This window comes from Geothrix paludis (genome assembly GCF_022808815.1).
Taxonomy (GTDB): domain Bacteria; phylum Acidobacteriota; class Holophagae; order Holophagales; family Holophagaceae; genus Geothrix; species Geothrix paludis.
Genome location: NZ_JAKZLC010000001.1, coordinates 1,048,167 through 1,074,865 on the forward strand (window position 1 = coordinate 1,048,167; position 26,699 = coordinate 1,074,865).

Sequence of the window (26,699 nt, forward strand, 5' to 3'; positions counted from 1 at the left end):
ATCAGCGTCCTCCGCTCCAGAGGCCTCCGGACAGCTGGATCCACACCCGCAGCGCCTCCGTGGCGCTCCAGGCCTGGGCGTCGCAGCCCCGCTGGGCGTGCGGGGCGTCGCCGTCCAGCAGCTCGGGCAGGTGGCCCACGCAGCCCTCCGCGAGCGGCGTCTCAAGGGTTCCCAGGATGGCCCGGGCCGCGGCCACGGCCTCGGGCGCCTGGTCCCAGGCGGCGGCGAGGGCCTCGCAGAACGTGGGCAGCAGCCACACCCAGGCCGTGCCGTTGTGGTAGGCGGGCTTGCGCCGGGTGTCCTCGTCGCCCTCGTAGCGGCCCCAGTACGGGTGCCGCGGGTCGTTCAGCAGGTGGCCCGCGGCGTCGCGGATCTCCAGCGGCGAGGCCACGGGAAGCGGCGCCAGGCTCCGCAGCGCGCCGGGCACCAGCAGGTGACGCTGGGCCGCTTCCACGACCCGGCGGGCGCGGGCCCCCTGCAGGAGTCCCAGGCTCACGAGGAAGAGCTGGTTCGGGCGCAGGTGTTCCTGGGGGACGCCCTGGGCCGCAGGCAGCCCCGCCGGCGCGGCCAGCAGGTCCGCGTACCAGCCGGAGGCGGGCAGCCAGAAGCGGTCCAGCGAGGCCTCCGCCTGGAGGGCCAGGGTGTCCCAGCGCCCGGAAGCCTCGCCATCGAGCCGCGCCAGCTGGCGCAGCAGGCGGATCCAGAGGGCCTGCAGCTCCACCGGGTAGCCCTCGCGCGGCGTGCCGGCGGGATGGGCCGTGTCCATCCAGGTGAAGTGGGCGGGGCTCCAGACCAGGGCGGAAGCCGGATCCACGCGGATGCCGTTGGGCGTGCCCGCCAAGTTGCCCGCCGCTATGCTGTGCAGCACTGACCCCAGGGGCCGCCCTCCCGCGTCGGCCGCATAGACATCGGGACCCAAAACGGCGGCGGCCTCCGCCAGGGCGAGGGCGAACCAGAGCGGCGCGTCGGAGGTGTCGCGGTCCCCGTCCTCCGAGGCCGCCAGGCGGTTGGGCAGCGTGCCCTGCCGCTCCAGGGCGCCGAAGGTCCGGAGGATCTCCAGGGACTCGCGGATCCAGCCCCCGGCCAGCAGTCCGCGCACAGCGATGAAGGTGTCGCGGCCCCAGTCGAGGAACCAGGGATAGCCCGCGATGACCGTGGTCCCCGCCCCCCGGCGTGCCAGGAAGGCCGCGCAGGCGGTCTCCAGCTGCCGGCCGAAGCTGTCCGCCCCGGGCCTGTTGGAGAGGGGCGGTTCCAGGGTGATCCTCGCGGACCGCTCCCGCGGATCCGCATCCACGGTGATCGACAGGCTGCCGCCCGGAGGAAGGGGCAGCTCGAACCAGCCGGGACTCCAGGCATCCCCCTGAGCCCGCATCCCCCGGCCAGCCTCCACCGGATGCGGGATGCCCCGGCACCACTCGGGCTCGGGGTGGTAGGCCCCCCCTTCGCTCCAGGCGCGCAGCTCGCGGTTCGGCGCCAGACGGACCTGGAAGCCCGGCCGGCCGCTCAGCGGAGTGGTGGCTGCGACGAAGTGGCGGTCCAGCTCCGGGCTCCAGGAGGTCTCCTCGTGGAAGCTGCGGTCCTCCAGGTCCAGCCGCACCGTGAGGTCCACGCGGACCTCTCCGGAGATCTCCTCCTCCACCCCGCGGCTGAACCGCAGCACCACGGCGTTCCGGCCCTCCGGCATCTCGGCCTCGAGGTGGACGGGCACCGTGCGCCCGTCCCCGGCGTGGGCCCGGAAGCGCCAGCGGACCGGCGGACCGGGCTCGAAGCGCTCGAGGTTGTCCGCCCCGAGGGCCGAGAGGAACCCGTCGGCGATGACCCAGGCCCGGAGCCGCTTCGCCAGCACCTGGCGGTCGCAGGGCAGGTCCGGGTGCAGGTTCGCGCCCAGCAGGCAGTCGTACTTCGAGGCGATGGCCCCCAGGTCCGCGTGCAGCCTGGCCATACCACCGCGGCCATTGGTGAGCAGGGCCAGCCCCTGTTCCCCGTGGCCGGAGAAGCGCGGGAGCGTCGGGCAGAACCGGAGCTGGCCCCGGATCGGGGGCCCTTCCTCGCCGAAGCGGTCCAGGTGGAGGTCCGCCAGGCCGGCCGCGTCGCCGGACCGCGGGGGCAGCGCGGCGAGGTGCCGGCCGCCGGCCGGGATCGAGCGCAGGTTCAGATCCAGGGCCCCCGCCCTGCGGAGGGTCGCGGAGAACGGCAGGGCATCCTCGATGAGGACCCAGTGTCCCGGCGGCACGGGCAGGATACGGGCGGCATCCCCGGGTCCCCAGCGGACCACGGCGGGATAGCGTTCCCCGCTCGCCGCCGCGTCCAGGGCGCCAAGCAGGTCCGCCGAGGCCCGCACCGGGTCCAGGCGCGGCAGGGCTGCCAGGAAGGCCGCGGGATCCCGGTCCACCCACGCCGCCAGCAGGCGCCAGTCACAGGGCCCGATGGCCTCGGCGGGGATGGCCTCAGCCAGCCGCTGGAAGCCCCAGGCGGCCTGGGCCCGCCGGGCGCGATAGGCCTCGCCGGAGAGCCCTGCGGGGGCAGGCCGGTCCGCCAGGCAGTGGGCCGCGCCGGGGTGGAGGACGACCCGCACGCGACCGTCGGAGCGCCGGATCTCCGGCGGAGAGCCCAACAGGTCCCGAGCGGGCGCGCCCAGGCCGGTCCAGACCGCCTCCGCCAGGACCAGCTCCCGGGGCTCGCGCACATCCAGGTTCACAAGCACCAGGCAGCGGTCCTGGCCCTCGGCGGAGCGGCGGGCCAGGGCCAGCACCGGCGAATCCTCCGGGCTCAGGCGCGCCACCGCCGCGCCGTCGAAGAAGCAGGGATGCTCCGCCAGCAGGCGATGGAGGGCCGCCAGCTCCGGCACAAGGTTCGGCTCGGCGCCCCAGGCCAAGCCCCGGGCCTCATGGACATCCAGCTTTTCAGCCGCCAGCCACTCGACGCCGGCGGTGAAGCCGTAGGCCCCGCTGTGGCTCGCCAGGCCGCAGAGCCGGGTGCGCATCAAAGACCAGGCGGCCCCTTGCGCGGCCAGGCGGTCGTTGTCGTGGGTTTCGCTGTAGTGCACCAGGGGGCCCATCCGCGAGGCCTGGCGGATGCAGTGGTCCAGGTAGGCTGCCACGGCGCGCGGCTCGTAGTTCTGGAACAGCTCCGAGTAGGCCCACTGCAGGCCGCCCTCGCCCAGGAGTCGCTCCGTGTCCTCCCAGCTTCCACCCAGGCCCTCGAGGAGGAACGCGCAGTCGGGGAATTCCCGCCGGACCCGGGCGCCGAGGTACTGCCAGACAGGCATGGGCACCAGGTACCCGGCATCGCAGCGGAAGCCGTCCACCCCGCGGCGGCACCAGGTGAGCAGGGACTCGGCGACGGTCTCCCAGAAGGCCGGCGGACCGCCCTCCAGCTCCGCCAGGTCACCCCAGGTGACGCCCCAGGCGCCGGGGCTGTGGAAGCTCCCGTCCGGCTCGCGGCGGAACCATTCCGGACGAGTCTCCATCAGCCGGGAGCCCCAGCCCGTGTGGTTCACCACGATGTCCAGGAAGAGGCTTCCGCCACGGAGGTGCACACCGTCCGCCAGCTCCCGGAACTGGTCCACGGCCGTGGTGCGCCGGTCGAAGACCACCAGGGCCGGGTCGATGGCCGTCAGGTCCAGCTGGGCGTAGGGGCTGCCGAAGCGCCCCATGCGGGCGAAGGTGGTGGGCACCGGCCCCACCGGCAGCAGGTGCAGGATGCGGCAGCCCAGCGTGTCGAAGATGTGGGGCAGGCAGGCCGTGAGGTCCCGCAGGGTGCCCGAGGGCGGGATCACCGTCATCCCCTGCCCGTCGAGCTCCGCCCAGGCGGCCTCCCGGGCGGGATCCCGCGTCTCCCGGAAGGCGCGGGCGGGACCGAACATGCGGGGGAAGGCGCAGTAGACGAGGTTGGCCGTGCGCAGCCGGTCCGGCAGGACGCTCACGCCCAGGTCGTCCCCCGCCGGCCAGTGCTGGTAGCCGGCGGAGTCCACCGCGTAGGCCTTGGCACGGAAGGGGCCCGGCTCCGTGAGGGCCAGGTCCAGGGACCAGCCGCCCTCTTCGGCCTGGAGGGGCAGGTCCCGCCAGGCGGCCCCGGCGAAGGTGCGGGCCTCGCCCGGGAGGGTGCCGGCCCGCGCCAGGATCTCCTCCCGGGCGCGGTCGCCCCGGGTGAGGTTCGTGCGGAGGAAGGCCCGCCAGCCGGCCTGCCCCGGCGCGGGGTGGGCCAGGTCCACGCGCAAACGGTCGCCCACGTAGCGCACGACGTGGTCCCCAGGCGCGGGTGTCATGGCGGGTCGGAGCATCGCTCCCCCGGGCGGACGTGCCCCCATGGTACGCCCGACCAGGCCCCTCTGCCGGATCCTCCGATTGCGGGTTCCCAGGCCCTGAGGGGGCCGGTCAGAATGGTCGCACCATGTCCAACGCCTCCGCCGCCCTCGAACCCCTGCTCGCCGAATGCCGCAAGGTGATCGTGGGCCAGCCCCAGCTGCTCAACCGCCTCGTGGTGGCCCTGCTCTGCCGAGGCCACGTGCTGCTGGAGGGCCTGCCGGGCCTGGCGAAGACGCGCACCATCAAGACCCTGGCCTCGGCCAGCCACACCAGCTTCCACCGCATCCAGTTCACGCCGGACCTGCTGCCCAGCGACGTGGTGGGCACCCTGGTGTTCGATCCCAAGCAGCTCACCTTCACGCCCAAGCGCGGCCCCATCTTCGCCAACCTGGTGCTGGCGGACGAGATCAACCGGGCCCCCTCCAAGGTGCAGGCCGCCCTGCTGGAGGCCATGGAGGAGCGGCAGGTCACGCTGGGCGAGGAGAGCTTCCGCCTGCCGGATCCCTTCCTGGTGCTGGCCACCCAGAACCCCCTGGAGCAGGAGGGCACCTTCCCCCTGCCCGAGGCCCAGATGGACCGCTTCCTCTTCAAGCTCCGGGTGGACTACCCCAAGGCCGAGGAGGAAGTGGAGGTCCTGCGCCGCGCCCACCTGAACGGCGACGAGGTGAACCCCGTGGTGGACGCCGCCAGCCTGCTGGCCGCAGGCCGCGAAGCCCAGAAGGTGCGGCTGGACGACGCCATCCGCACCTACATCGTGAAGCTGGTGCAGGCCACGCGGCCCGGCCACGGCAAGGTGTGGAAGGGCAAGGAGCTGCTGCGCTGCGGCGCCAGTCCCCGGGCCTCGCTCTCGCTCCAGGCCTCCACCCGCGCCCTGGCCTACCTCCAGGGCCGCGACCACGTGCTGCCCCAGGACGTGGTGGACCTGGCGCCAGACGTGCTGCGCCACCGCCTGCTGCTCACCTTCGAGAGCGAGGCCGACGGCGCCACCACGGACCAGGTCATCGCCCAGCTGCTCCAAGCCGTGCCCCGCCCCTGAGCCGGACCGAGCCCACCCTCCGGCTCATCCCACAGGAGGTCCCATGCCCACCGCACCCCGGCCCAAAATCACCGGCATCACCCTGGACGTGCTCATGCCCGACGGCACGACGCAGGCCCACGTCATCGATCCCACCACCTCCGATGCGCTCGTGTGGAGCGACCGGGCCGTGCAGGTGTTCCGCAAGTTCTACGACAAGGGCGGTCCGGCGGAAGGCAAGCGCATGACCCGGGAGGATTTCCTCCAGCACTTTCCCCAGGCCGTGAGCCTCATCGGCGACCAGCCCGACATCCTGATAAACCCTGCCGTGGTGGACCAGCTCTGGACCCTGCCCAAACCCGATGGCACGACCCCGGCGTTCCTCTGCAAGAGCACCATGAACCCGACGAACGGCTAGAAGAACCGGCCCTTCGGATTCAGGGCCCTGCCCCGGGCCCGGGCCTGGGCCGCGGCATCGGCGTCGCCGCAGGCATCCCGGAACTCGGCCAGGGTCATCCAGAAGGACGGGTTCACAGGCCGGAGCCGGACCAGCGACCGGGCCACGGCCTCCCCCGACCCACGAAGGTCCGTCGAACCCGAGCGCAGCATGAGCACGATGTAGTGGAGCCGGATGGTGCCCAGCTCCACCGGATCCTCCGTGGTCGATTCCAGGTGGGGGAGCAGCTGGCTGGCCTCATCCAGGTAGCCCCGGCCATTCCGGCCCTGCGTCTGAGCCCTGGTGGCGGCAGAAAGCAGGGCGTCCATGACATAAGGCGCCAGGGTAGCCAACGGGAGTTGAGCTTCCCTGGCCCGCTGGAACTCGGTTCGCGCCTGGGCCAGCACAACCTCGGGATCTCGCCCGTCCCAGGTCATCGCCCGGGCCTGGGCGGCGCGGGCCATGAGGATGCCCCGGTGGAATCCCACATGGCGGGGCTGGGTCTTCAGGGCGGCCTCGTAGGCCAGGACCGCCTCTTCGGCATCCGCCGAGGGATCTCCGCCGGAATCCACCTCGGCCCTAGCGACGGCCAGGGCCACACCCCCGAGGTTCGCCTGGAAGTACGCATCGCCGGGGTGCGCCTTCGCCTCCGCCCGGGCCTGCTGAAGGTACGGCAGCGCGGCGGCGCGCTGGTACGTGCCCCTCAGGCGGGCATGGTCGATCCAGGCCAGCAGGGCGGAGTTGCGGATGTTCATGAGGACGATGTGCGCCGGATCCTGGCGGAGGCCCTGATCGGCGGCGGCCATGGCCTCCTGCAGCCGCGGCGAGGGATCCTCCCCCTGGCTCATCAGGCGGAAGCCCTCGGTCCGGAGCACGGAGGCCCGGGCCGCGGAGGCCTCGACTTCGCCGGGATCCCTGCGGAGAGCCTCTTCCGCGTCCATCTTGGCCCGGATCAGCCAGGCTCCGGGATCCTTGTCCCGGAAGGCCAGGAACCGCGCCATCTCCCCGCGAGCCCGGGCCCGCCAGGCCAAGGGCGCGGCCGCGGTGGGCTCGAGCCGGGCCCAGCGGTCGGCCACGGCCACCTGGGCCAGGACCGGGATCTCCGGGTCCGCCCCGGTCTGCCAGCCCTGCGCCACCGCCTCCTGCCAGCGCCGCAGATCCAGCTCGAGGAGGTCCACGTCGCAGGGGGCCCTGAGCTCAGCCTCCGCGAGGGCCCTGCCTGCGGCCTCCAGGGCCGGGCTGGCCACCGCCGCTTCTTGGGCGAAGCGGGCCTGGACCAGCCAGGCCTCAGCCTCCAGGCGCAGGGCCTCGTAGAACCAGGGAGCCTGCGCCTGGGCCTCCCGCGCCAGCCGGATCGCCTCCTGGGGCTGGCCCTCCATCAGCATGAGCAGGCCCGTCCGGAAGGCCTGGGGCTCGAGGCTGGCGCTGGCGCCCCGGCGCAGCCAATCCGCGGCGGGCATCCTCAGCGTCTCCTTTAGCTCATCGAGCCGGCGCCGGCGCAGCTCCGGATCCGGAAGGGCCGAGGCCTTGCCCAGCTCGATCTGGTAGATCGCGGCCAGGGCCCGGCCCTCGGCATGGGCCGCCTCCGGCGTCCGGAACCCCAGGGCCCAGGCCCGTTCCAACTGGGTCCGGGCCCCGGCGGGATCGTCCAGGGCCAGGCGCGCCCGCCCCAGGGCGTAGGCGCCCGGCGGCGCGGCCAGCGATCCCGCGGCCTGGACCTCCTGGGATAGCGCCTCGACCCGGGATCGGAGATCCGCCTGGTCCCGGGTCAGGTCCCTAGTCGGCTGGATGCGCAGGTAGCGGGCCAGGGCCTCGATCCGTTCCGCGGCCTGGGCGAACCGCTGGGCGTAGGCGGCCTGGGCCTGGGCGCGCAGCCGCTCCCTCAGGGCGAATCCGCCGAAGACGGCGGCGGTGAGGAGGATCGCCGCCGAAGCCGTCACCAGGGCCTTGTGCTTCCGAATCCAGCGCCCCAGCTGCTCCAGGCGCGTGGCCGCGCGGGCCTGGATGGGCTCGCCGTCCAGGATGCGCTGCAAGTCATCTCCCAGGGCCCGGGCCGTGGAGTACCGGCGGCGCGGATCCTTCTGGAGGCAGGTGAGCACCACCGTATCGAGGTCGGCCGGGATCGTGGGCACCAGCCTCCGGACCGGCACGGGGTCGTCCCTCACGATGCGCGACATCCGCTCGAGCCCTTCCCCTTCGAAGGGCGGGTTCCCGGTCAGCAGCTCGTAGAGGGTGGCGCCCAGGGAGTAGACGTCCGTCCGGCGGTCCAGCAGGGCCGTGTGCCCGCGGGCCTGCTCGGGCGACATGTAGCTGACAGTGCCCATGACCCGGCCGGTCTCCGTGAGCCGCCCCTCGCCGAGGCCCCGCGCCAGGCCGAAGTCGAGCACGCTGGCCCGGGTGGATCCGTCCTCCAGCCGCTCCACCATCAGGTTGGCCGGGTTCAGGTCCCGGTGGATGAGCCCCATGCGATGGGCCGCGTGGACCCCTTCGCAGACCTCCTTCATCAGGCGGAGCAGCTCTTCCAGCGACAGGGTGCGGGCCGCCTGGAGGAAGGTCTCGCCGGAGATGAACTGCATGACGATGTAGGGCTGGCCGCGCCATTCGCCGATTTCATGCACCCGGCAGACGTTGGGATGATCGACCCGGGCCTGGAGCTGGGCCTCGTGGATGAACCGCCGGATGAGCTCAGGATCGTCCCGCCGCAGGAGCTTCAGGGCCACCACCCGGCGGAGACGCGAGTCCGTGGCGCGGAACACGCGGCCCATGCCGCCTTCGCCGAGCAGCTCCAGGGATTCGAAGCGGCCCCAGCGCTCCAGGGTCCGGGCCCGGAAGATCCCGCTCTGCCGATGGGCCGCCGGGGGAAGGGCCGATTCGAGGGCGGGGTCCGACGGATCCGCCAGGAGGGCCACTTCCGGCAGGGCCCCGTCCGGTGTCTCCCGTGCCTGGGCCGTGACCTCCAGGGACCAGTGGGTCGAGTCCGCCGCCTGCAGATCGGCCAGGTCCTGCTCCAGCATCCGCCGGTCCCCTTCCGCGAGGCGCCCGGCGGCGACCAGCTCGTCGAGCCCGCGGGAGGCGGCGTCGGCGGGCTCGAGCAGGCCACGGGCCACGGCCAAGGCCAGCACCCGCTCCTCAGCGGTCGCCATGACTGCCTTCACGCACGATTCCGCTCCCGTTGGACCGTTCATGGTGCCCCTTTTGGGGCTGCAGGTGAAGCACTTCCCGGGTTGACCCCCCCCGTGCCGGGCGGTCAGACTGGCCATGGCCCCGGCGCCGGAAAGGAGGTTCGATGGGACGACAATCCGACATCTCTGAACCTCCGTCGTGGTGCGCCGTCCGCTGAGGCGGCCATCCCCGGCTCCCCCGAATCCGCACCCTGAATGGGATGGCGGCGCGCTCGTCCGCGCCCCTTCCGAGTCTCCGGACCGGCCATGATGCACCGAATCCTCGACACGATGTGGGGCCAGGCCAACGCCCTGTTCGCGCCCTTCCGCCGCCGGCGATGGGTGGACCTGCTGCTCGTCGCGGCGGCCTTCGGCATGCTCTACGGCCTCATCCTGCTCGGGCACGAATGGACCGCCCTCCAGCGGCCCCAGATCCAGGTGGACCTCTCGCCCCTAGCCCTTCCGAAGTACACCTTCTTCTCGATGATGCGCGGCCTGGCTGCCTACGCGCTGTCCTTCGTGTTCACGCTCATATACGCCTACTGGGCCGCCAAGGACGCCCGGGCGGAGCGCCTGCTGATCCCGCTCCTCGACATCCTCCAGAGCATCCCCGTGCTCACCTTCCTCATGCCCCTGCTGCTGGTGATGGTGGCCCTCTTCCCCCACAGCAACGTGGGCCTGGAGATCACCGCCATCCTCACGATCTTCACGGGGCAGGTGTGGAACATGACCTTCAGCCTCTACCACAGCCTGAAGAGCGTGCCCTCGGAGTTCCACGAGGCGGGCACCGTCTACCGGTTCAACTGGTGGCAGCGGTTCAAGTGGATCGAGCTGCCCTTCGCCACGACCGGCCTGGCCTGGAACTCCATGATGAGCATGGCCGGCGGCTGGTTCTTCCTCATGATCAACGAGTCCCTCACCGTGGGCGACAAGGACTTCCGCCTGCCGGGGCTCGGCTCCTACATGAGCGTGGCCGTCGAGCAGGGCAACGGCCGAGCCCAGATCTACGCCATCCTCGCCATGATCCTCATGATCGTGTTCCTCGATCAGGTTTTGTGGCGGCCCATCGTGGTCTGGGCCCAGCGCTTCAAGGTGGAGGACACGGTCCAGAGCGAGGCCCCCTCGAGCTGGTTCCTCGACTTCGTGAGGAGGAGCCGCCTCATCCGGTGGTGGGATCTCTGGCTCGCCCGCCGGCGCCGAATCCGGGCGCACCGGTTGCGCCATCGCGCTGGCGAGCGGACCGGAACCCGCAGGGCCGAACAGGTCGCCCCCTGGATGGCCCTGGGCGCCCTCGGGGTGGTCACGACCCTCCTGCTGGTGGGGACCGTGGGCATCTACCACCTCCTGGCCCACCTGCCCGGGAAAGCCTGGATCCGCCTCCTGAAGGCCGACGCGCTGAGCCTCTCCCGCGTGATGATCTCCATGGGCATCGGCGTGGCCTGGGCCCTGCCCGCGGGGCTGGCCATCGGGCTTTCCGACCGCCTGTCCCGGATCTTCCAGCCCGTGGTGCAGGTGGCGGCCTCGTTCCCGGCCCCCATGCTGTTCCCCACCGTCATCGCCCTGCTGGCGACCCTCAAGGTGGGCCTCGGCTGGGGCAGCATCGTGCTGATGCTGCTGGGCACCCAGTGGTACATCCTCTTCAACGTGATCGCCGGCGCCAGCGCGATCCCGAGCGACCTCCGCGAGGTGGCGACCTCCTTCAATTTCGGCCGCTGGCAGCGCTTCAAGGAGCTCTATTTCCCCGCCATCTTCCCCTACCTGATCACGGGTTGCCTCACGGCCGCGGGGGGCGCCTGGAACGCCAGCATCGTCTCCGAGTACGTGTCCCTGAAGGGCTACACCTTGCAGACCTTCGGCCTGGGGGCCATCGTGAGCCAGGCCACGGCCGACAAGGACTTCGCCCTCCTGGCGGCCTCCACCCTGGTCCTCGCCGGAACGGTCGTGCTCTTTAACCGCATGGTCTGGAAGCCCCTGTACCGGCTGGCCAGCACCCGCTATTCCCTGTCCAAGTGAGGGCGACATGATCCACGCCGTCAACGCCAGCCACGATGTCATCTGCGAGCTGAAGGGCATCCAGAAGTCCTTCGAGCGCGGCACGGGCAAGCCCCTGCGCGTGCTGGAGGACATCAACCTCGACATCCGCGCCAACGAGGTCGCCTGCCTCATCGGCCCGTCCGGCTGCGGGAAATCGACGATCCTCCGGATCTTCGCGGGCCTCATCGAGCCCACGAAGGGCCGGACCTACTACCACGGCGAGGAGATGAAGGGCCTGAACCCGGGCGTCGCCATCGTGTTCCAGAACTTCGCGCTCTACCCCTGGATGACCGTGGAATCCAACGTGAAGACCGTCCTCCAGGCCAAGGGGCTGGACGAGGAGACCATCAAGGCCAAGGCCAACCGCGCCATCCGCCTCGTGGGCCTCGAGGGGTTCGAGGAGGCCTACCCTCGCGAGCTCTCGGGCGGCATGAAGCAACGGGTGGGCATGGCCCGCGCCTTGAGCGTGGACCCCGAGATCCTCTTCATGGACGAGCCCTTCAGCCATGTGGACGCCCTCACGGCCGAGGGCCTCCGGGCCGAGATCCTGGACATCTGGGACGACGCGGAGCGGAACCCCTCCTCGATCCTCATGGTGAGCCACGACATCAAGGAAGTGGCCTACATGGCCGACCGCATCGTGGTGCTGTCCGCCAACCCGGGCCGCGTGCGCACCATCGTCGAGAACCCCCTGCCCCGCCCCCGGGACATGCGGAGCCCCGAGTTCCTGCGCCTGGTCGACCAGCTCCACGACATCATCACCAGCGCGGAGCTGCCGGACGTCGAGGTGAGCGCGCCGGAGCCCAGCCTGCTGCCGGACCTCGTCGAACCGCTGCCCGCCACCTCCTCCTCGGACATCCTCGGCCTGCTCGAATACCTGGAGACCCAGGGCGGAACCTCGGATCTGTTCCAGGTGGCCACCGCCACCCACGTGCCGTTCGAGAAGGTGCTCGTCTCCGTGAAGGGGGCGGAGATGCTCGATTTCGTGGACACCCCCAAGCGGCAGGTCATCCTGAACGCCCTGGGCCAGCGCTTCGTGCGCGCCAACATGGATGACCGCAAGGACATCTGGAAGGCCCAGCTCCTGGAGCTCCGCCTCTTCCGGATGGTGATGGAGCTCATCGAGCTGCATCACGGCGAGCTCAAGGAAGACGAGCTCCTTTCGGAACTCCAGCAGCGCCTTCCCATGGAGAATTCGGAACAGACCTTCGACACCCTGGTCACCTGGGGCCGCTTCGGCGAGATCTTCGCCTACCGCGAAGAGCGCGGCATCCTCACGCCGGAGTAGCCCGTGCGGATCCAGGCTCGCGCCTTCCTGCTGGGCCTCGCCCTGCCCGCCGCGCTCGCCGCGCAGTCGGCCATGCCCCGGCTGCTGGGCCTCCAGGCCACGTTCATCGGCCAGGACCTGCGGCCCTTCGCCAGCCCCTATGCCGGCCCCAACAGCCTCACCGGGGACGGGGACCGCGCCGTCACGCAGACCTACGGGGCCTATTTCGGATCCCAGCTCACAGCACGGCTCCAGGTCTACCTGGACGTGGAGCTGTTCCGGGGCTCGGGCGTAGGGCGGACGGTGGGCCTCGCCGGTCTTCCGAATGGCGACGCCATCCGCGCGGGCTCTGCCGATCTCGGGCAGGCGCCCTACTTGGCCCGGCTGTTTGGCCGGTGGACCCTGCCCCTCGGCGGCGGGGAGGAGGCCGTCGAGCGCGGCATGGATCAGCTTCCAGGGCGCGTGCCCGCGCAGCGCCTGGTGGTCACCTTCGGGAAACTGGCGGCCAACGACCTCTTCGACACCAGCGCCTTCGCCGGAGCCCCCCGGACGCAGTTCATGAACTGGAGCCTGTTCAACGCGCCCGCCTGGGACTTCGCGGCGGACACCCGGGGCTACACCCGCGGCGTGGCCGCGGAGCTGCGCCTCACCAGCTGGGCCCTGGCCCTCGGCCGCTTCCAGATGCCCACGGAGGCCAACGGGAACGTGCTCGACGGCGAGCTAGCCCGGGCCCACAGCGACAACGTCCAGCTCACGCTCATGCCCGAAGGCGGACCCGTCGTCCGCCTGCTCGGCTACGTGAACCACGCCCGCATGGGCGACTACGCGGCGGCCCTCGCCCAGGCAATCATCCCGGACATCATCGCCACCCGCGCGCCGGGCCGCGCGAAGCGGGGCTGGGTGCTCAACCTGGAGCAGCCCCTGGCCCCGGACGGCGCCTCGGGCCTCTTCCTGCGGGCGGGCTGGAACGACGGGCACACCGAGTCCTTCGCCTTCACGGAGGCCGACCGCTCCCTGTCCTTCGGCGGCCAGGGCAGAGGCTGGGCGGCGGAGGACCGCTGGGGCCTGGCGCTGTCCATCCAGGACCTGTCGCGGGAGCACCGGGCCTACCTGGCCGCCGGCGGGACCGGGTTCGTCCTCGGGGACGGCCGGCTCTCCCCGGCCCGGGAGCAGGTGGCCGAGATCTACTACGCCTGGGCTCCCCGCCCCTGGCTGCGCCTATCGCCAGACCTGCAGCTGATCCGCAACCCCGGCTACAACCGCGACCGGGGCCCCGCCCGAGTGTTCGGCCTCCGGCTCCGCCTCAGCGTCTGACCTACGGCTCCGCGGATCCGGAAGCCACCGGCGGCGCGAAGGCGCAGGCCGCGATGCCCGCCAGCACGAGCAGGGTGCCCAGGCCCTGCAAGGGCTTCACGGATTCCCCGAGGAGCAGCCACCCCAGGATGACCGTGGCCACGGGCTGGGTCATGAGGCCCATGGCGCCCAGGTTCGTGGACACGTGGCCGATGCCCCAGGTGATGAGCCACCAGGCCACGACCTGCACGACGAGACCCAGGCCGGCCAGGGCCCACCAGGCCCGGGCGGGATAGCCAGAAAAGGCCTCTCCCTGCGCGAGGCCCAGGACCCCGAACCCCGCCGTGCAGCAGAGCACCACCCAGAACAGGGCCTCCGGAGCGCTGAGTTCCTGGCGGGCGCGGCCCAGGGCCAGCGTGAAGGCCCCGTAGGCCAGGGAGGCGAGGGCCCCCAGCAGCTCGCCCAGGCCCGTGCCCCAGCGGGCGCCCTTGGCCAGGCCCAGGATGAGGGCGCCACCCAGGGCGAGCGCCACGCCCAGCCAGAACCGGCGCCGCAGCTTCGCTCCGAGCCAGGCCACGGAGACCACGGCCACCCAGATGGGCGCCAGGGTCACCAGCAGCGTGGCGTTGGCGGCGCTCGTGTGATGGAGCGACGAGTGCCACATCCAGAGGTCCCCCACGAAGCAGAGGCCTGCCACACCGGCCCAGAGACGGGCCTTCCCGGCCTCGCGCCTTGCCGAGTTCCGGGCCCGCCAGGCGAGCCAGGCCACGGGCGGCAGGGCGATGACCATGCGGTAGAAGCCCACCGCCAGCGGTCCCGCGGGCGCCGCCCAGCGCACGAGCATGGCCGCGAACCCCAGGAGCGAAGCCCCGAGGATCAGGGCCGCCAGGCCTCTCGGATCCGGCGTCCCCGCCCGTGTCTCATCCATCCTTCCAGGATCGCCGCCGATGCGCGGCACACGCAAGGCGTCAGTTCGCCCAGCGGGAGACCTGCTCCCAGACGTCCTCGTCCCGGGTGGGTCCGTTCAGCAGGATCGCGAACACCCGCACCTTCCCGTCGAAGGTCTGCAGGTAGCCGCACAGGCTGGTGACGCGATCGAGGTGGCCCGTCTTCACCCGGATCCGCCGCGTGAGGTTGGGGTCCTTGATCTTCAGCTTCCAGGGTTCTCCGCCGATGATCTTCAGCGACGAGACGAACTCCGGCCCCACCTCGAAGTCGTGGTAGGCCCCGCGCAGGATGATGGCCAGGGTGCGGGCCGAGAGGCGGTTTTCCTTGCTGAGGCCCGAGCCATCCGTGATCCGGATGGCCTCCGGCCCCAGGTTGAAGGCGGACTGGTAGAAGGCCTGGATACGCTGGACGCCCCGGGGCCAGGAGCCCGCGCCGAAGCGGCGGGTCAGCATCTCGATCATGAAGTTGTTGGACCACTTGTTGATGTCCTGCACCAGGGCGCGCAGGGGCGGCGAGGTCCAGGTGGCCAGCTTGCGCGGCACCTCCGGCCCCGCGGCGCCGCCCTCCACCGTGATGCCGGTCTCCCGCAGGATCCTGAGGATGATCTCCCGGGCCTGGCGGTCGGGATCCTCGAGGATGCGGCCCCGGTCGTCCCGGTTGAAATCCACGGACAGGGCCCGCACCACGGGCAGGGTGTCGACCGAGGTGTTCTCCCAGCCCTGGGGCTCCCGCTGGGCGTCGAAGGCGCTCTGGTCCAGGCGCACGGTGCCGAGGACCCGCCGGAGGCCCTCCTTCTTCAGGGACTGGGCCAGCATCCAGACGCGCTCGCTGGTGAAGAGCGGATCGCCATCGCCCTTGAAGACGAGGTCCCCCTGCACCACGCCGTCCCTCAGGTCGCCCCAGACCTCGGTCTCGATGGTGGTGTCGGGCTTCAGCGTCTTCAGCAGGGCGTAGGTGGTGACCACCTTGGTGGTGCTGGCAGGCACAAGGGACACGCCGTCATCATGGCGCTCCAGCGCCCTGCCCGTGTCCACGTCCCAGATCCCCGCGGACACCGTGACCCCGCGGGCCTCCAGGCCCCTCACCCAGGTCCGGAAACCCTGGGCACGGGAGGGAAGCGCACACAGCAGCAGGAAGATGAGAAGCCGAATCGCCACGCCCGGGACCTCAGGGCTTCGAGACGGTCGGCGTGGTTCCCCGGAGGCTGCGCCGGGTCCGCTCGTTCTCGGTGGTGTTGCCTCCCAGCAGGTTCTCGTCGGCCCTGAACAGCCAGTCCCGCACCAGGGTCTTGCCCTGGTAGGCGTGGATGCTGTCCTTCTCGGAGCGGCTGCGCACGCCCACGATGGGCAGCCCCTGCGTGTCGCCGGAGGCTCCGGGCTGCACCTGCGTGAGGTATTCCCACTCGCCATTGCTGGTCATGGGATCCCGGTACTTCTGTCGCAGGATGTGGGGCCTGACCTTCATGACCTCGTCCAGATCCGTGGGGTAGCGGTTGTTCTTCGCGAAATAGACCCGCAGGGCCGCGGCGATGGCCTCGCCCCGGAAGATCAGCTCGGCCTCGTTCTCCCGCTGGACCTCCGCGCTGATCACGGGACCGGCCTTCATGAGCATCACGCCCATCACGACGGCCATGGCCAGGGCGAGGGCCATGGTGAAGCCGCGCTGGGTACGGAATGGGGAGGCGGTCCGCATGAATGCTCCAGGCCTAAAATATCAGGCCCGTTCCCCCTTACGTGCCATGAGCTCGCCAAAAGCTTCCACGACGGCGGGATCGAACTGGGAACCCGCCTCGTTACGCAGCTCCGCCAGCGCCTGGCGGAAGCCCTGGGGCCGGCGGTATCCCTTCCCGCTGGTCATGACCTCGTAGGCCTCGATGAGGCCGATGATCCGGCTGCCCATGGGGATGGCCGTCTCCCGCAGGCCGTCCGGGTAGCCCCGGCCGTCCCAGTGTTCGTGGTGATGGCGGATCATGCGGACCACATCGAAGGGGAACCGCAGGTCCTTGAGGAAGACCGCCGCCAGCTCCGGATGGCTGCGGACCTTCTTCATCTCCTCGTCGCTCAGCTTCGGCTTGGCGAGCATCTGGGGGTCCAGCAGCAGCAGGCCCACGTCATGGAGCATGGCGGCGATGCTCACCGCCTCCACTTCCTCCGTGGGCAGATCGAGCAGAAGCGCCAGATCCCTCGCCAGGCGCGCGGTGGCCAGGCTGTGGGGCCGGAGGTTGGGCACGCGGATCTCGCTGGATTGCAGGATGCGATGGCTCACGGACAGGAAGGCCTGGTGGTAGCGCTCGTGGAGCCGCGCCTCCTGCAGGTGGAGGGCCAGCACCCGGCTCAGCTGGCGGATGGCCTCGATCTCGGCCAGGGAGAAGGACTGGTCCTCCAGGCGGAACACCATCACCAGGTCGTGCCCCTGGGGTGTCTCGTTGAGCAGGAGGGGCATGTAGGTGGCGAAGGCGCCCGTCAGCGGCGGCACTTCCGGCATCTCGGTCCGGGTGATGAGGCGCAGGTCCGGCTCCCTCACCGTGGGGAGGTGGAAGGTGGCGTGGGCAAGGATCTGCTGCTGCAGGTCCGGCGACAGGGGCAGCGTACTGAAGGCCAGGATGGGCCGGATCTCCTCGGGATCCTCGATCCAGAGCGCCACGGCGGTGGCCGGCAGGATCTGGCTGATGAGCCCGGCGATCTCCCAGAAGAAGGTCCGCTGCTCGGGCCGCACCATGCCCTTCTGGCGATCCGGATTCGCCGGGGCGGGGGCCACCCAGCCGCTGAGGGAGCGGTCCGGCTCCCAGGGAAGCGAACCGTAGCCTTCCCTGCCACCGGGGAAGCCGTAGAGGCGCTCCCGGGTCGAAGGACCGGCGGAGTGGACCCCCGGCCCCGGGGCGCGCGAGTGCTCGGTGGGCCGGGCCGGCGCCAGGAGCGGTTCCGGCGCAGGCGCGAGCTCCTCGAGGAGATCGGCCGCGGTGGGCAGGCCTTCCGGCACCACGCCCGGGCCGATGGGAGGCGCGGGGCTGACCGCGCGGGCGCCGCCGAAGAAGTGGAATTCCTTCAGCGCCGCTACAAGGTCCCCGCAGATGGCCAGGGTGGGCGGTTCGTCCCGCTCCACCTCGAAGGTTCCGCCCTTGATGCGGTCCCGCTGGATCAGGAGGCCCACCCAGTCGCCCTGGAGATACACCGGCGTGATGAGGTAGCGGGGCCATTCCCCGCCTTGGCCGAAGGCGGACAGCTCCGGCGATTCCGACGCATCGTTCACCACGTAGGTGCGGCGCGCCCGCTGGGTCCTCACCAGGAGCGGATGGCCCTCCGGGATGGATACGGGTGGGCGGGTGCCCCGCGGCCATCCGTAGAAGCTCACCACCTCGAAGGCGCCCTGCCCGGGCACGCGGAGGTAGAGGGCGCCCTTGGTGCTGCCCACTTCTTCCATGCAGCGGTAGAGCACCTGGGAGCAGCGATTCGCCAGCGCTTCACCGAGGATGAGGGGGGACACCGGCATGGGACGCATCCAGACCGAAAGAAGGCCCATCATGGCAGACCGACATCCTGCATATCTAGATGCAGGGGCGGTTGTCGAAACGTTTTTTTACGGCTTCGGGACCATCTGGAGCGATGCCACCGTCAGGTCCCGGGCCGCCCAACGGGTCAGCCCCGCCAGCTGCCGGCCGTGGCCGCACTCGGCGAGGGGCGCGCCCAGCACCTTCAGCCGGGCCACCACCGCCAGCCAGTCCACGGGCAGGGCCACGGAGGCGATGCCCTCGTCCCAGGCCGCCGCGCCCGTGTCCAGGATCCGCCCGTCGAAGTGGGAGATCAGGGGGAACGCGGGTTCCGCCGGCGCCACCGCCGCCAGCCTCCGGGTGATGGCGGGCAGCAGGGCCGCCATGTGGGGACCGTGCAGGGGATGGCGCACCGGCAGCAGCCCCGCCTTCAGGGCGGAGGGGCCCAGCGCCGCCACCAGCGCCTCCAGCGCGGGCACGGGCCCCGAGACCGTGAACTGGGCCTGGCCGTTGCGGTTCGAGAGCACCAGGTCCGGGTGATCCGTCAGGGCGCGCCGCACCTCCAGCTCCGGCACCCCGATGAGGAAGGCCATGCCCATGGTCCCTGGGCCGAAGGTGGCCTCGCTGAGGTCCTCCACCGCGGAGATGAGGTCGAGGGCCGCCTCGAGCGGCACCACACCCGCCGCCACGAGGGCGGAGTAGAACCCCATGCTGTGCCCCGTGGCGGCGACAGGAAGGGGCAGGCCGGCCGCGCGCCAGGCTCGGTAGACGCCCACGGAATGGGCCAGCACGGCGCAGGGCGCCAGGCGCTGGGACCGCAGCAGGTCCAGGGGGCCCTCCGCCATGGCCTGCCGCAAGGGCCTGCCCGTGCGGGCCTCCGCGGCTGCCAGGGTCGCCACCCAGGCTTCGTGGGCCTCCCATCCCTGGGACATGCCCACGGCCTCGGTGCCCTGGCCGGGAAACAGGAGGATGGAGGCGGGCGCGGACATGGTCTCGAGGATAGGGTGCCGGATCCCCCGTCATCCAGTAGGCTGGGGGCCATGTCCCCCCTTCCCTCCCCGGCCCCGCTGCCCTGGCAGCAGGTCCCCTGGCACGAGCGCCGCTCCTACTGGGAGCTGGACGAAGGCCAGAGGAAGGAGCTGCGCGAAGCCCTGGAGGCCGAGGCCGCGGACCTGGCCCGCCACGCCGGTCCCGCCCTCGACGACTACGCCGCCCGGCCCGGCACCCTCAAGGGCCAGCTGGTGAATGGCGACCTGCTCGCCACCCTGCTGCCCACCCTCCAGCAGAACCCCACCCAGGGCTACGAGGCCCTGGAAGATCCCGCCGGCCGGGCCGCCGTGCACCTGAACGCGCTCGGCAAGCGCCTCCGGGACCGGGCCCTCGCCCAGGCCCAGGGCGGGCCGGTGATCATCTTCATGGGCGGCCAGGCCACCGGGAAGACCACCAACGCCCTGGCGCTCGGCTCCGCCTTCGGCGCCGTGTTCGACGCGCCCCACACGGATCCCGATGGCGTGGCCTTCCTCCTGGACCGCATCCGGAGCGCGGGCAGCCACGAGGTCCACCTCGCCTACACCGACCGCGACCCCGGCGGCGCCCTCAAAGCCATGCTGGCCCGCTCCGAGCGCGAAGGCCGCTACGTGCCCCTGGATCGCATGGCCCGGGCCCACGCCTGGGCCCCCTTCACCTTCCTGGGCTTCGCCCCCCGGGCGGGCCGCTCCCTGCGGCTCTACCACGTGCGCGTGGAGGACGAGGGCCCGGATCTCATGACCACGGGGCACGAAGCCATCGCCGCCGTGCGGGCCCGCCCCAAGCCCGTCGATTCCGTGGTTGCCTACCAGCTCCAGACCGCTTACCTTTCCCTACTGAGGATCCAAACCCATGACCCCCGAACCTGGTACCCGCGGGACGTACTCGCAGGACTCAACCGAACCCTCGACCCCTGGCGCCGAAGCGAAGCCGACCATCTCCTTCGCCGATTTATCGAAGCTGTGGCGGAACGAAGTGCCCAAGCTGATCCAGGCCCACGAGGCGGATCGGATGGAAGTTCGGCGGAGCCTGGGCCTCGCCTGAGCTGAATTCGCTACGCGAATTCAGATGGGAACTGCTTTTCTGCATTCGCGTAGCGAAATGCTTATGTGAATTCGCGCAGCGAATTCACTCGTGATAGCCCATCACCACCAGCAGGCACGGCCCTCCCGCGATGACGTTCATGCCCAGGGATTCCGCCGTGCGGACGGCCTCGTCGCTCTCGGCCCCGGGCTGCATCCAGATGTGCTTCACGCCCGCCGCCGCGGCCTCGCGCACCACCTGCTCCGTGGTGGCGGGCGGCGTGATCACGGAGATGGCCGGCACCTTCACGGGCAGCGCCGCCAGCGAGGGATAGGCCTTCAGCCCCTCCACCTCCGGCGCCCTGGGATTGATGGGATAGACCTCGTGCCCGTGCTGCAGGTAGCAGCGCAGCACCTTGTTGCCGTACTTCGAGCGATCCGTGCTGGCCCCCACCACCGCGAAGGGGCCGGAAGTCAGGAAGGACTGGATGCGCTCTTGGACGGACATGGGAACCTCCGGGAGGAGAAGACTCTAACCGCGAAAAACGCGAAAGATCGCGAAAAGGAAATGAAGGCGGAATGTCCGCTTTCACTTCCTTCGCGCCATTTCGTGTCTTTCGCGGTTCCAGTTCTTATTTCAACGACTGGATGGCCCGCACCGTCATCTCGCCGCGCAGGGTCTCGACGGCTTCGCAGGCGGCGAGGGCGGCGCTGAGGTTGGTGAGGCACGGGATCTTCAGGCGCAGGGCCTCGCGGCGGATGGCGCTCTCGTCGAAGAAGGCGTCGCGGCCCAGGGGTGTGTTGATCACCCACTGCACCTCGCCGTTCTTCAGGAGGTCCACGGCGTTGGGCCGGCCCTCGTTCACCTTGAAGATCTTCCGCACCTTGAGGCCCACGGACTCCAGCGTGCGGGCCGTGCCTTCCGTGGCGCAGAGGCCGAAGCCCAGGGCCACCAGCTTGTGGGCCAGCTCCGGCAGGCGGGCCTTGTCCCGGTCGTTGACCGTGAGGAACACGGTGCCCGACAGGGGCAGCGGGATGCCCGCGGCCAGCAGGGCCTTGGCGTAGGCCTCGCCGAAGCCCTCGCCGATGCCCATGACCTCGCCCGTGCTCTTCATCTCAGGGCCGAGGACCGGGTCCACACCCGGGAACTTGGCGAAGGGGAAGACCACGCCCTTGACCGACACGGCGCGGGGCACGCCATCCGTGACGCCCTGCTGCTTGAGGCTCTGGCCCAGGCCGATGCGGGCGGCCACGCCGGCCCAGTCCACGCCCGTGGCCTTGCTCACGAAGGGCACCGTGCGGCTGGCCCGGGGGTTGGCCTCCAGGCAGTAGGCGACGCCATCCTTCACGGCGAACTGCAGGTTCATGAGGCCCTTCACGCCCAGGTCCAGAGCCAGCTTCCGGGCGTAGCCCTTCACGGTCTCCAGGATGTCCTCAGGCACGCCCAGGGCCGGGATCACGGCGTAGCTGTCGCCGCTGTGGATGCCGGCCTCCTCGATGTGGGCCAGCAGGCCCGCGATGGCCACATCCTCGCCGTCGCACACCACGTCGATGTCCAGCTCCTGCGCGCCGTCCAGGAAGCGATCCAGCAGCACAGGCTGGTCGTTGCTCACCGCCACGGCCTCGCGCATGTACTTCTCCAGGCCCTTGTCATCGAAGACCACGGCCATGGCCCGGCCGCCCAGCACGAAGCTGGGGCGCACCATCACCGGGTAGGCCAGGCGCTGGGCAATGTCCTTGGCCTGCTCGAAGCTGGTGGCCATGCCCCAGGCGGGCGCCGGGATGTTCAGGCGCTTGAGGGCCTGGCCGAACCGCTCGCGGTCCTCGGCGTCGAGGATGGCATTCAGCGGCGTGCCCAGCAGCTTCACGCCCGCGGCGTCCAGGGGCGAGGCCAGCTTCAGGGGCGTCTGCCCGCCGAACTGGGCGAAGACGCCGAGGAGCTTGCCCCCGGCGGCCTCCCGATCGACCACGGCCTTCACGTGCTCGAAGGTGAGGGGCTCGAAGTAGAGGCGGTCGCTGGTGTCGAAGTCCGTGCTGACGGTCTCGGGGTTGCAGTTGACGAGGATGGCCTCCACGCCGCTGGCGCGGATGGCTTCCACGGCCTGCACGCAGCAGCAGTCGAACTCCACGCCCTGGCCGATGCGGTTGGGGCCGCTGCCCAGCACGATGGCCTTGGGGCGGTCCGTGGGTTCCGCCTCGCTGTGATCCTCCCAGGTGCCGTAGAGGTAGGGCGTCTCGGCCTTGAACTCGCCCGAGCAGGTGTCCACCCGCTTGTAGGCCGGGCGCAGGCCCAGGGCCTCCCGGCGGGCGGCGACTTCGGCTTCCGTTCCCGAGCAGAACACGGAGATCTGGTCATCCGCGAACCCGGCGCGCTTGGCCTTCTCCAGCAGCTCCACCGGGAGCCGGTCCACCGGGAAGCTGCGCAGGCGGCCCTCCAGCACCACGATCTCCTCGATCTCGCGCAGGAACCAGGGCGTGATCTTCGTGAGGCGGTGCAGCTCCTCGACGCTGTGCCCGGCCTTCAGCGCGTGATAGACCCAGAAGATGCGCTGGGGCCCGGGGATGAGCAGGTGCTCCTTGAGGCGGCCCAGGTCCAGCTTGCCCTCCAGGGCGCCGGAGATGCCGCGGTGGCCTTCCTCCAGGGACCGGATGGCCTTCTGCAGGGCCTCCTGGAAGCTGCGGCCCAGGCTCATGACCTCGCCCACGCTCTTCATCTGCGTGCCCAGCACCTTTTCCGCCTGGGGGAACTTCTCGAAGGTGAAGCGCGGGATCTTCACCACCACGTAGTCCAGCACCGGCTCGAAAGCTGCCTTGGTCATGCGTGTGATGGCATTCGGAAGTTCCCAAAGCCGATATCCGAGCGCCAGCTTGGTGGCCACCCACGCGATGGGGAAACCCGTGGCCTTGGAGGCCAGCGCGGAGCTGCGGCTCACGCGCGGATTCATCTCGATGACGATGATGCGGCTGGTCTCGGGATCCAGGGCGAATTGGATGTTGGATCCGCCCGTCTCCACGCCCACGGCGCGGATGACCGCCAGGGCCGCGTCGCGCATGCGCTGGTATTCGGGATCCGTGAGGGTGAGGGCCGGGGCCACCGTGATGCTGTCGCCGGTGTGGACGCCCATGGGATCGAGGTTCTCGATGGAGCAGATCACCTCGACGTTGTCGTCCAGGTCGCGCACCACCTCCAGCTCGAACTCCTTCCAGCCCAGGATGCTCTCCTCGATGAGCACCTGCTTGGTGGGGCTCAGATCCAGGCCCCGCGCCACGATGGTCTCGAACTCGTCCACGTTGTAGGCGATGCCGCCGCCGCTCCCACCCAGGGTGAAGCTGGGACGGATGATGGCGGGGAAGCCCGTGAGCTTCAGCAGGTCGCGGGCCTCGGCCATGTTGTGGGCGAAGCCGCCCCGGCAGGTCTCCAGGCCCAGGTCGTCCATGAGGGCCTTGAAGAGCTGGCGGTCCTCGCCGCGGTTGATGGCCTCGGGCTGGGCGCCGATGAGCTGGACGCCCGTGCGCTCCAGCAGGCCGCTCTCGAAAGCCTCCATGGCGAGGTTCAAGGCCGTCTGGCCGCCCACCGTGGGCAGGATGGCGTCGGGTTTCTCGGCTTCGATCACCGTCTCCAGCACGCTCAAGGTCAGCGGCTCGATGTAGGTGGCGTCCGCCCGGCCAGGGTCCGTCATGATCGACGCCGGGTTGGAGTTCAGCAGGATGGTGCGGATGCCCTCCTCCCGCAGGGCCTTCAGCGCCTGCGTCCCCGAGTAGTCGAACTCGCAGGCCTGCCCGATCTGGATGGGCCCCGAACCCAGCACCAGCACACTCTTCAGATCCGTCCGCTTAGGCATGGTGGACCTCCTGGAGCATGTCGACAAAGCGCTTGAAGGCCGGATGCGCATCGTGCGGGCCCGGCGATGCCTCGGGGTGGTGCTGGAGCGAGAAGATCGGGAGTTTCGTGTGCCGCAGGCCCTCGACGGTGCCGTCGCTGAGGTGCTTGTGGGTCACCTCGATCTCCTTGGGCAGGCTGGCCTCGTCCACGGCGAAGCCGTGGTTCTGGGCCGTGATCTCGACGCGGCCGGTGGTCAGGTCATGCACGGGCTGGTTGGCGCCGCGGTGGCCGAACTTGAGCTTGAAGGTGCGGCCGCCGAAGGCCTGGCCCAGCAGCTGGTGGCCCAGGCAGATGCCGAAGATGGGCAGCTTGCCGATGCAGGCCTCGACCTCCTTCTGCATGCCGGGCAGCGCGGCGGGATCGCCGGGACCGTTGCTGAGGAAGAGGCCGTGGAATCGCTTGTCCGCCAGCTCCGTGGCCGGGGCGTCCCAGGGGAAGACCTCCAGGTGCAGGCCCACGGCCTCCAGCTGCCTCAGGATGCTCAGCTTGATGCCGCCATCCAGCACGGCCACGCGGAAGGCGCCGCCGGGGTTCAACTCGTAGCGCTCCTGGCAGCTCACCTCCGCGCAGAGGGCCTGGCCGGTCATGTCCGGCAGGGCCTTGGCCTTGGCCACGCCCGCCTCGAGGCTGCCGTCCAGCTCGGTCCAGATGAGGGAGGGCTGGGAACCCTGGTCCCGCAGGTGCTGGGTGAGGGCCCGGGTGTCGAGGTCCGTCATCACCGGGATGTGGTGGCGCTTGAGCCAGCCCGCCAGGTCACCCTCGGAGCGGGTGTGGTCCGGCGAGAAGGTCAGGCGTCGGCAGAGCAGGCCCGTGGCCCAGGGCCGCGTGCCCTCGTTGAGATCGGCGTGGATCCCGTAGATGCCCTGCTCGGGGAAGGTCATGCAGACCATCTGCCCCGCGAAGCTGGGATCCGTGAGGATCTCCTGGTAGCCGGCCATGGCCGTGGTGAACACCGCCTCGCCGCCCCCGCCGAAGCCCAACGGCGCCCGCCCCCGGAAGATGGTCCCGTCCTTCAGGATCAGGTGCGCTCGCATGTGCGTCCCCCGCTCGGCGGCTCTGCAAAAACCCCGCGGGGGCCGGGCCGCCGCGGGGTCGTGAGAATGACTCGGTCCTTCGGGACCAAAGTGAGTGTAACGACCTGGGAAAGCGAGGATCAGCCTTTTTGTTCAAGGGGTTTTCGGCCATACTGCTCCTTTGTTCCCGAGGTAGACGACACTGTTTCGGCCACACTGGAGGCATGTGGAGCGGTGACGACATCTACTTCATGAAGCTCGCCCTCGAGGAGGCCGAGAAGGCGGACCGCCTGGACGAGGTGCCCGTGGGGGCCGTGGTGGTGTCCGAGGGCGCCCTGCTGGGCCGGGGGCACAACCACCCCGTGAAGCTGAACGATCCCACGGCCCACGCGGAGATCCAGGCCCTGCGAAGCGCCGGGGCCTGGGCGAAGAACTACCGGCTCACGGGCGCCACGCTCTTCGTGACGCTGGAGCCCTGCCTCATGTGCTTCGGCGCCCTGATCCATGCGCGGGTGGACCGCGTGGTGTTCGGCGCCTCGGATCCCAAGGTGGGCGTCAGCCGCTGGCTGGGCGCCCTGGAGGGCGCGAACCTGAACCACCGCATCGCCTTCGAGGGCGGCCTCCTGGAGCCCGAATGCCGGGAGCAGCTCCAGGCCTTCTTTCGGCGGCGGCGAGCCTAGCGCTGCATCACCGCCTGGAAGGGGCCAGGCCTCACCTCCAGCGGATCCTCCTCGCCCGGAGGAAGGAAAGCCGTGGTCAGCGCCCGGAGGAGGCTGGGCCGCGCCACGCCCTCCCCCTCGGACCAGAGGAAGGCCACCAGGGGCGGAGGCGGGAGCGCTGACGGCGGTTCCGCGGCGGCGACCCGCTTCGGCCGGGGCAGTACCTCGAGACGGGCGGGCCCCCGGCTCCGTCCCGCCTTGCTGAAGGCCTGGACCTCACGGAACCCGGGCCTGGCGGTGGGCGAGACGAAGACGCGGGCGATGGCCCAGCCGGGCTCCGGGAAGCGGAGGGGCGCCACCAGGGCGACGTCCTTCCCGAAGGAGAGGGCCATGCCCGGAGCCAGGCGGCGGCCCCGGATGCGGAGCTCGGTCTCTTCGCCGGGGCGCGCGGCGGAGGGGACCACGTCGTCGACCTGGGGGGCCTCCTCGCCGCCCAGCCTCACGAAGTACCGGATCTGCGGCGACTCGAAAGGCATGGCCGGCGAGAGGATCCGCAGGGTGACGCGGTGTTCGCCGTAGTCCGTGGTGGGAAGCGGGATGGCGCTGCGGGAATCGAGGGTGACCGCGCCCGCAAAGGCCAGAGGGGCCGTGAAGGTGCTCAGGGGAACCCCGTCCACCACCCACTGGGCCTGGAGGTGGCCCGTGCCCTCGAACTTCAAGTCCGCATAGGCGGTCAGCGGACTGAAGCCCTGCTCCACCGTGGTGTCCACGCGGCCATCCTCCCAGCGGAGGCGCAGCATGGAGATGGTGAAGGGCGCGGCGGGGCCGAGCCGGTCCGCGACGCGGATGGGCAGCTGGACCGTGGCCGGAATTCCCGTGAGAGAGCCGAAGGGGTACGTCGCACGGACCACATAGGAACCCGTGCGGGCGTAGATGTGGGTGGCGACGGTCCCGCCGCTGAGGGGGACGGACTGGTCCCCGAAGTCCCAGGTCACGGGCCCGATCGGAGGATACGTCGGCGAGAGCACGAAGGTCGTGGGCGCGCCGAAGACCGGCACGCCCGGGGTCACCGTGATGACGCCCTGGGCCTTGAGGGCCAGGGAACCGAGCAGCAGGAGGAGGGTGAGGAGGGTTCGCATGGGGCAGCT

18 protein-coding genes are annotated in these 26,699 nt (G+C 70.8%); 7 read left to right on the forward strand and 11 right to left on the reverse strand.

Translation table 11 applies throughout. The annotated features are described in order from the left end of the window. Window position 1: 1 nt before the first annotated feature. Entirely contained in the window at window positions 2–4,282 is a 4,281-nt protein-coding gene (locus MLE64_RS04775) for an amylo-alpha-1,6-glucosidase (protein ID WP_243316651.1), read from the reverse strand. A gap of 110 nt (window positions 4,283–4,392) precedes the next feature. On the opposite strand from MLE64_RS04775, the gene MLE64_RS04780 reads away from it, so the two are divergent. Next, complete coding sequence (locus MLE64_RS04780; protein WP_243316652.1) at window positions 4,393–5,343, forward strand: AAA family ATPase; 951 nt, start codon at window positions 4,393–4,395, stop codon at window positions 5,341–5,343. 43 nt (window positions 5,344–5,386) lie between these two features. Then, complete coding sequence (locus tag MLE64_RS04785; protein WP_243316653.1) at window positions 5,387–5,740, forward strand: hypothetical protein; 354 nt, start codon at window positions 5,387–5,389, stop codon at window positions 5,738–5,740. On the opposite strand, the gene MLE64_RS15715 is transcribed toward MLE64_RS04785, so the two are convergent. Continuing rightward, entirely contained in the window at window positions 5,737–8,901 is a 3,165-nt protein-coding gene (locus MLE64_RS15715; RefSeq protein ID WP_279342874.1) for a protein kinase domain-containing protein, read from the reverse strand. The two genes, MLE64_RS04785 and MLE64_RS15715, sit on opposite strands and share 4 nt — an antisense overlap. A 285-nt stretch (window positions 8,902–9,186) precedes the next feature. Here MLE64_RS15715 and MLE64_RS04795 point away from each other — a divergent pair, with 285 nt between their 5' ends. From MLE64_RS04795 to MLE64_RS04805, 3 genes are read left to right on the forward strand one after another with little or no spacing between them, the layout of a single operon-like run. Further along, on the forward strand, window positions 9,187–10,932 hold the full coding sequence (locus tag MLE64_RS04795; protein ID WP_243316654.1) for an ABC transporter permease: 1,746 nt from the start codon (window positions 9,187–9,189) through the stop codon (window positions 10,930–10,932). Between the two features lie 7 nt (window positions 10,933–10,939). Beyond that, window positions 10,940–12,241, forward strand: a complete 1,302-nt coding sequence (locus tag MLE64_RS04800; protein ID WP_243316655.1) for an ABC transporter ATP-binding protein — start codon at window positions 10,940–10,942, stop codon at window positions 12,239–12,241. Window positions 12,242–12,244: 3 nt separating this feature from the next. Continuing rightward, window positions 12,245–13,534 (forward strand): carbohydrate porin, encoded by a 1,290-nt coding sequence (locus tag MLE64_RS04805; RefSeq protein ID WP_243316656.1) that lies wholly within the window; start codon window positions 12,245–12,247, stop codon window positions 13,532–13,534. Between the two features lies 1 nt (window position 13,535). Here the strand turns inward: MLE64_RS04805 and MLE64_RS04810 are convergent, their stop codons facing one another. The 5 genes from MLE64_RS04810 to MLE64_RS04830 form a co-directional block, all read right to left on the reverse strand. Further along, window positions 13,536–14,441 carry a DMT family transporter gene (locus tag MLE64_RS04810; RefSeq protein ID WP_243316657.1) on the reverse strand — a complete coding sequence of 302 codons (906 nt, stop codon included), beginning with the start codon at window positions 14,439–14,441 and terminating at the stop codon, window positions 13,536–13,538. Window positions 14,442–14,481: 40 nt separating this feature from the next. Next, a complete protein-coding gene (locus MLE64_RS04815) occupies window positions 14,482–15,618 on the reverse strand; it encodes a D-alanyl-D-alanine carboxypeptidase/D-alanyl-D-alanine-endopeptidase (RefSeq protein WP_243316658.1) in 1,137 nt (378 codons plus the stop codon). A 10-nt stretch (window positions 15,619–15,628) separates the two neighbouring features. Continuing rightward, window positions 15,629–16,153, reverse strand: coding sequence for a type II secretion system protein (locus tag MLE64_RS04820; protein WP_243316659.1), 525 nt, complete (start codon window positions 16,151–16,153; stop codon window positions 15,629–15,631). A gap of 21 nt (window positions 16,154–16,174) precedes the next feature. Further along, entirely contained in the window at window positions 16,175–17,950 is a 1,776-nt protein-coding gene (locus MLE64_RS04825) for an HD-GYP domain-containing protein (RefSeq protein WP_243316660.1), read from the reverse strand. An 87-nt stretch (window positions 17,951–18,037) separates the two neighbouring features. After that, window positions 18,038–18,937, reverse strand: a complete 900-nt coding sequence (locus MLE64_RS04830) for an ACP S-malonyltransferase (protein ID WP_243316661.1) — start codon at window positions 18,935–18,937, stop codon at window positions 18,038–18,040. A 51-nt stretch (window positions 18,938–18,988) separates the two neighbouring features. On the opposite strand from MLE64_RS04830, the gene MLE64_RS04835 reads away from it, so the two are divergent. Next, window positions 18,989–20,023: a hypothetical protein gene (locus MLE64_RS04835; protein WP_243316662.1), complete on the forward strand. Its 1,035-nt coding sequence runs from the start codon at window positions 18,989–18,991 to the stop codon at window positions 20,021–20,023. Between the two features lie 79 nt (window positions 20,024–20,102). Here MLE64_RS04835 and MLE64_RS04840 read toward each other — a convergent pair whose 3' ends face one another. The 3 genes from MLE64_RS04840 to carA all read right to left on the reverse strand — a co-directional run bounded on the left by MLE64_RS04840 (window position 20,103) and on the right by carA (window position 24,913). After that, complete coding sequence (locus MLE64_RS04840) at window positions 20,103–20,504, reverse strand: CoA-binding protein (RefSeq protein WP_243316663.1); 402 nt, start codon at window positions 20,502–20,504, stop codon at window positions 20,103–20,105. A gap of 124 nt (window positions 20,505–20,628) precedes the next feature. Then, window positions 20,629–23,838, reverse strand: coding sequence for a carbamoyl-phosphate synthase large subunit (gene carB, locus MLE64_RS04845; RefSeq protein ID WP_243316664.1), 3,210 nt, complete (start codon window positions 23,836–23,838; stop codon window positions 20,629–20,631). Continuing rightward, window positions 23,831–24,913, reverse strand: coding sequence for a glutamine-hydrolyzing carbamoyl-phosphate synthase small subunit (gene carA, locus MLE64_RS04850; protein ID WP_243316665.1), 1,083 nt, complete (start codon window positions 24,911–24,913; stop codon window positions 23,831–23,833). The genes carB and carA overlap by 8 nt, the downstream gene beginning before the upstream one ends. Window positions 24,914–25,116: 203 nt before the next feature. Here carA and tadA point away from each other — a divergent pair, with 203 nt between their 5' ends. Further along, window positions 25,117–25,572, forward strand: coding sequence for a tRNA adenosine(34) deaminase TadA (gene tadA, locus MLE64_RS04855; protein WP_243316666.1), 456 nt, complete (start codon window positions 25,117–25,119; stop codon window positions 25,570–25,572). Here tadA and MLE64_RS04860 read toward each other — a convergent pair. Beyond that, window positions 25,569–26,690 (reverse strand): PKD domain-containing protein, encoded by a 1,122-nt coding sequence (locus MLE64_RS04860; protein ID WP_243316667.1) that lies wholly within the window; start codon window positions 26,688–26,690, stop codon window positions 25,569–25,571. The two genes, tadA and MLE64_RS04860, sit on opposite strands and share 4 nt — an antisense overlap. Window positions 26,691–26,699: the final 9 nt, after the last annotated feature.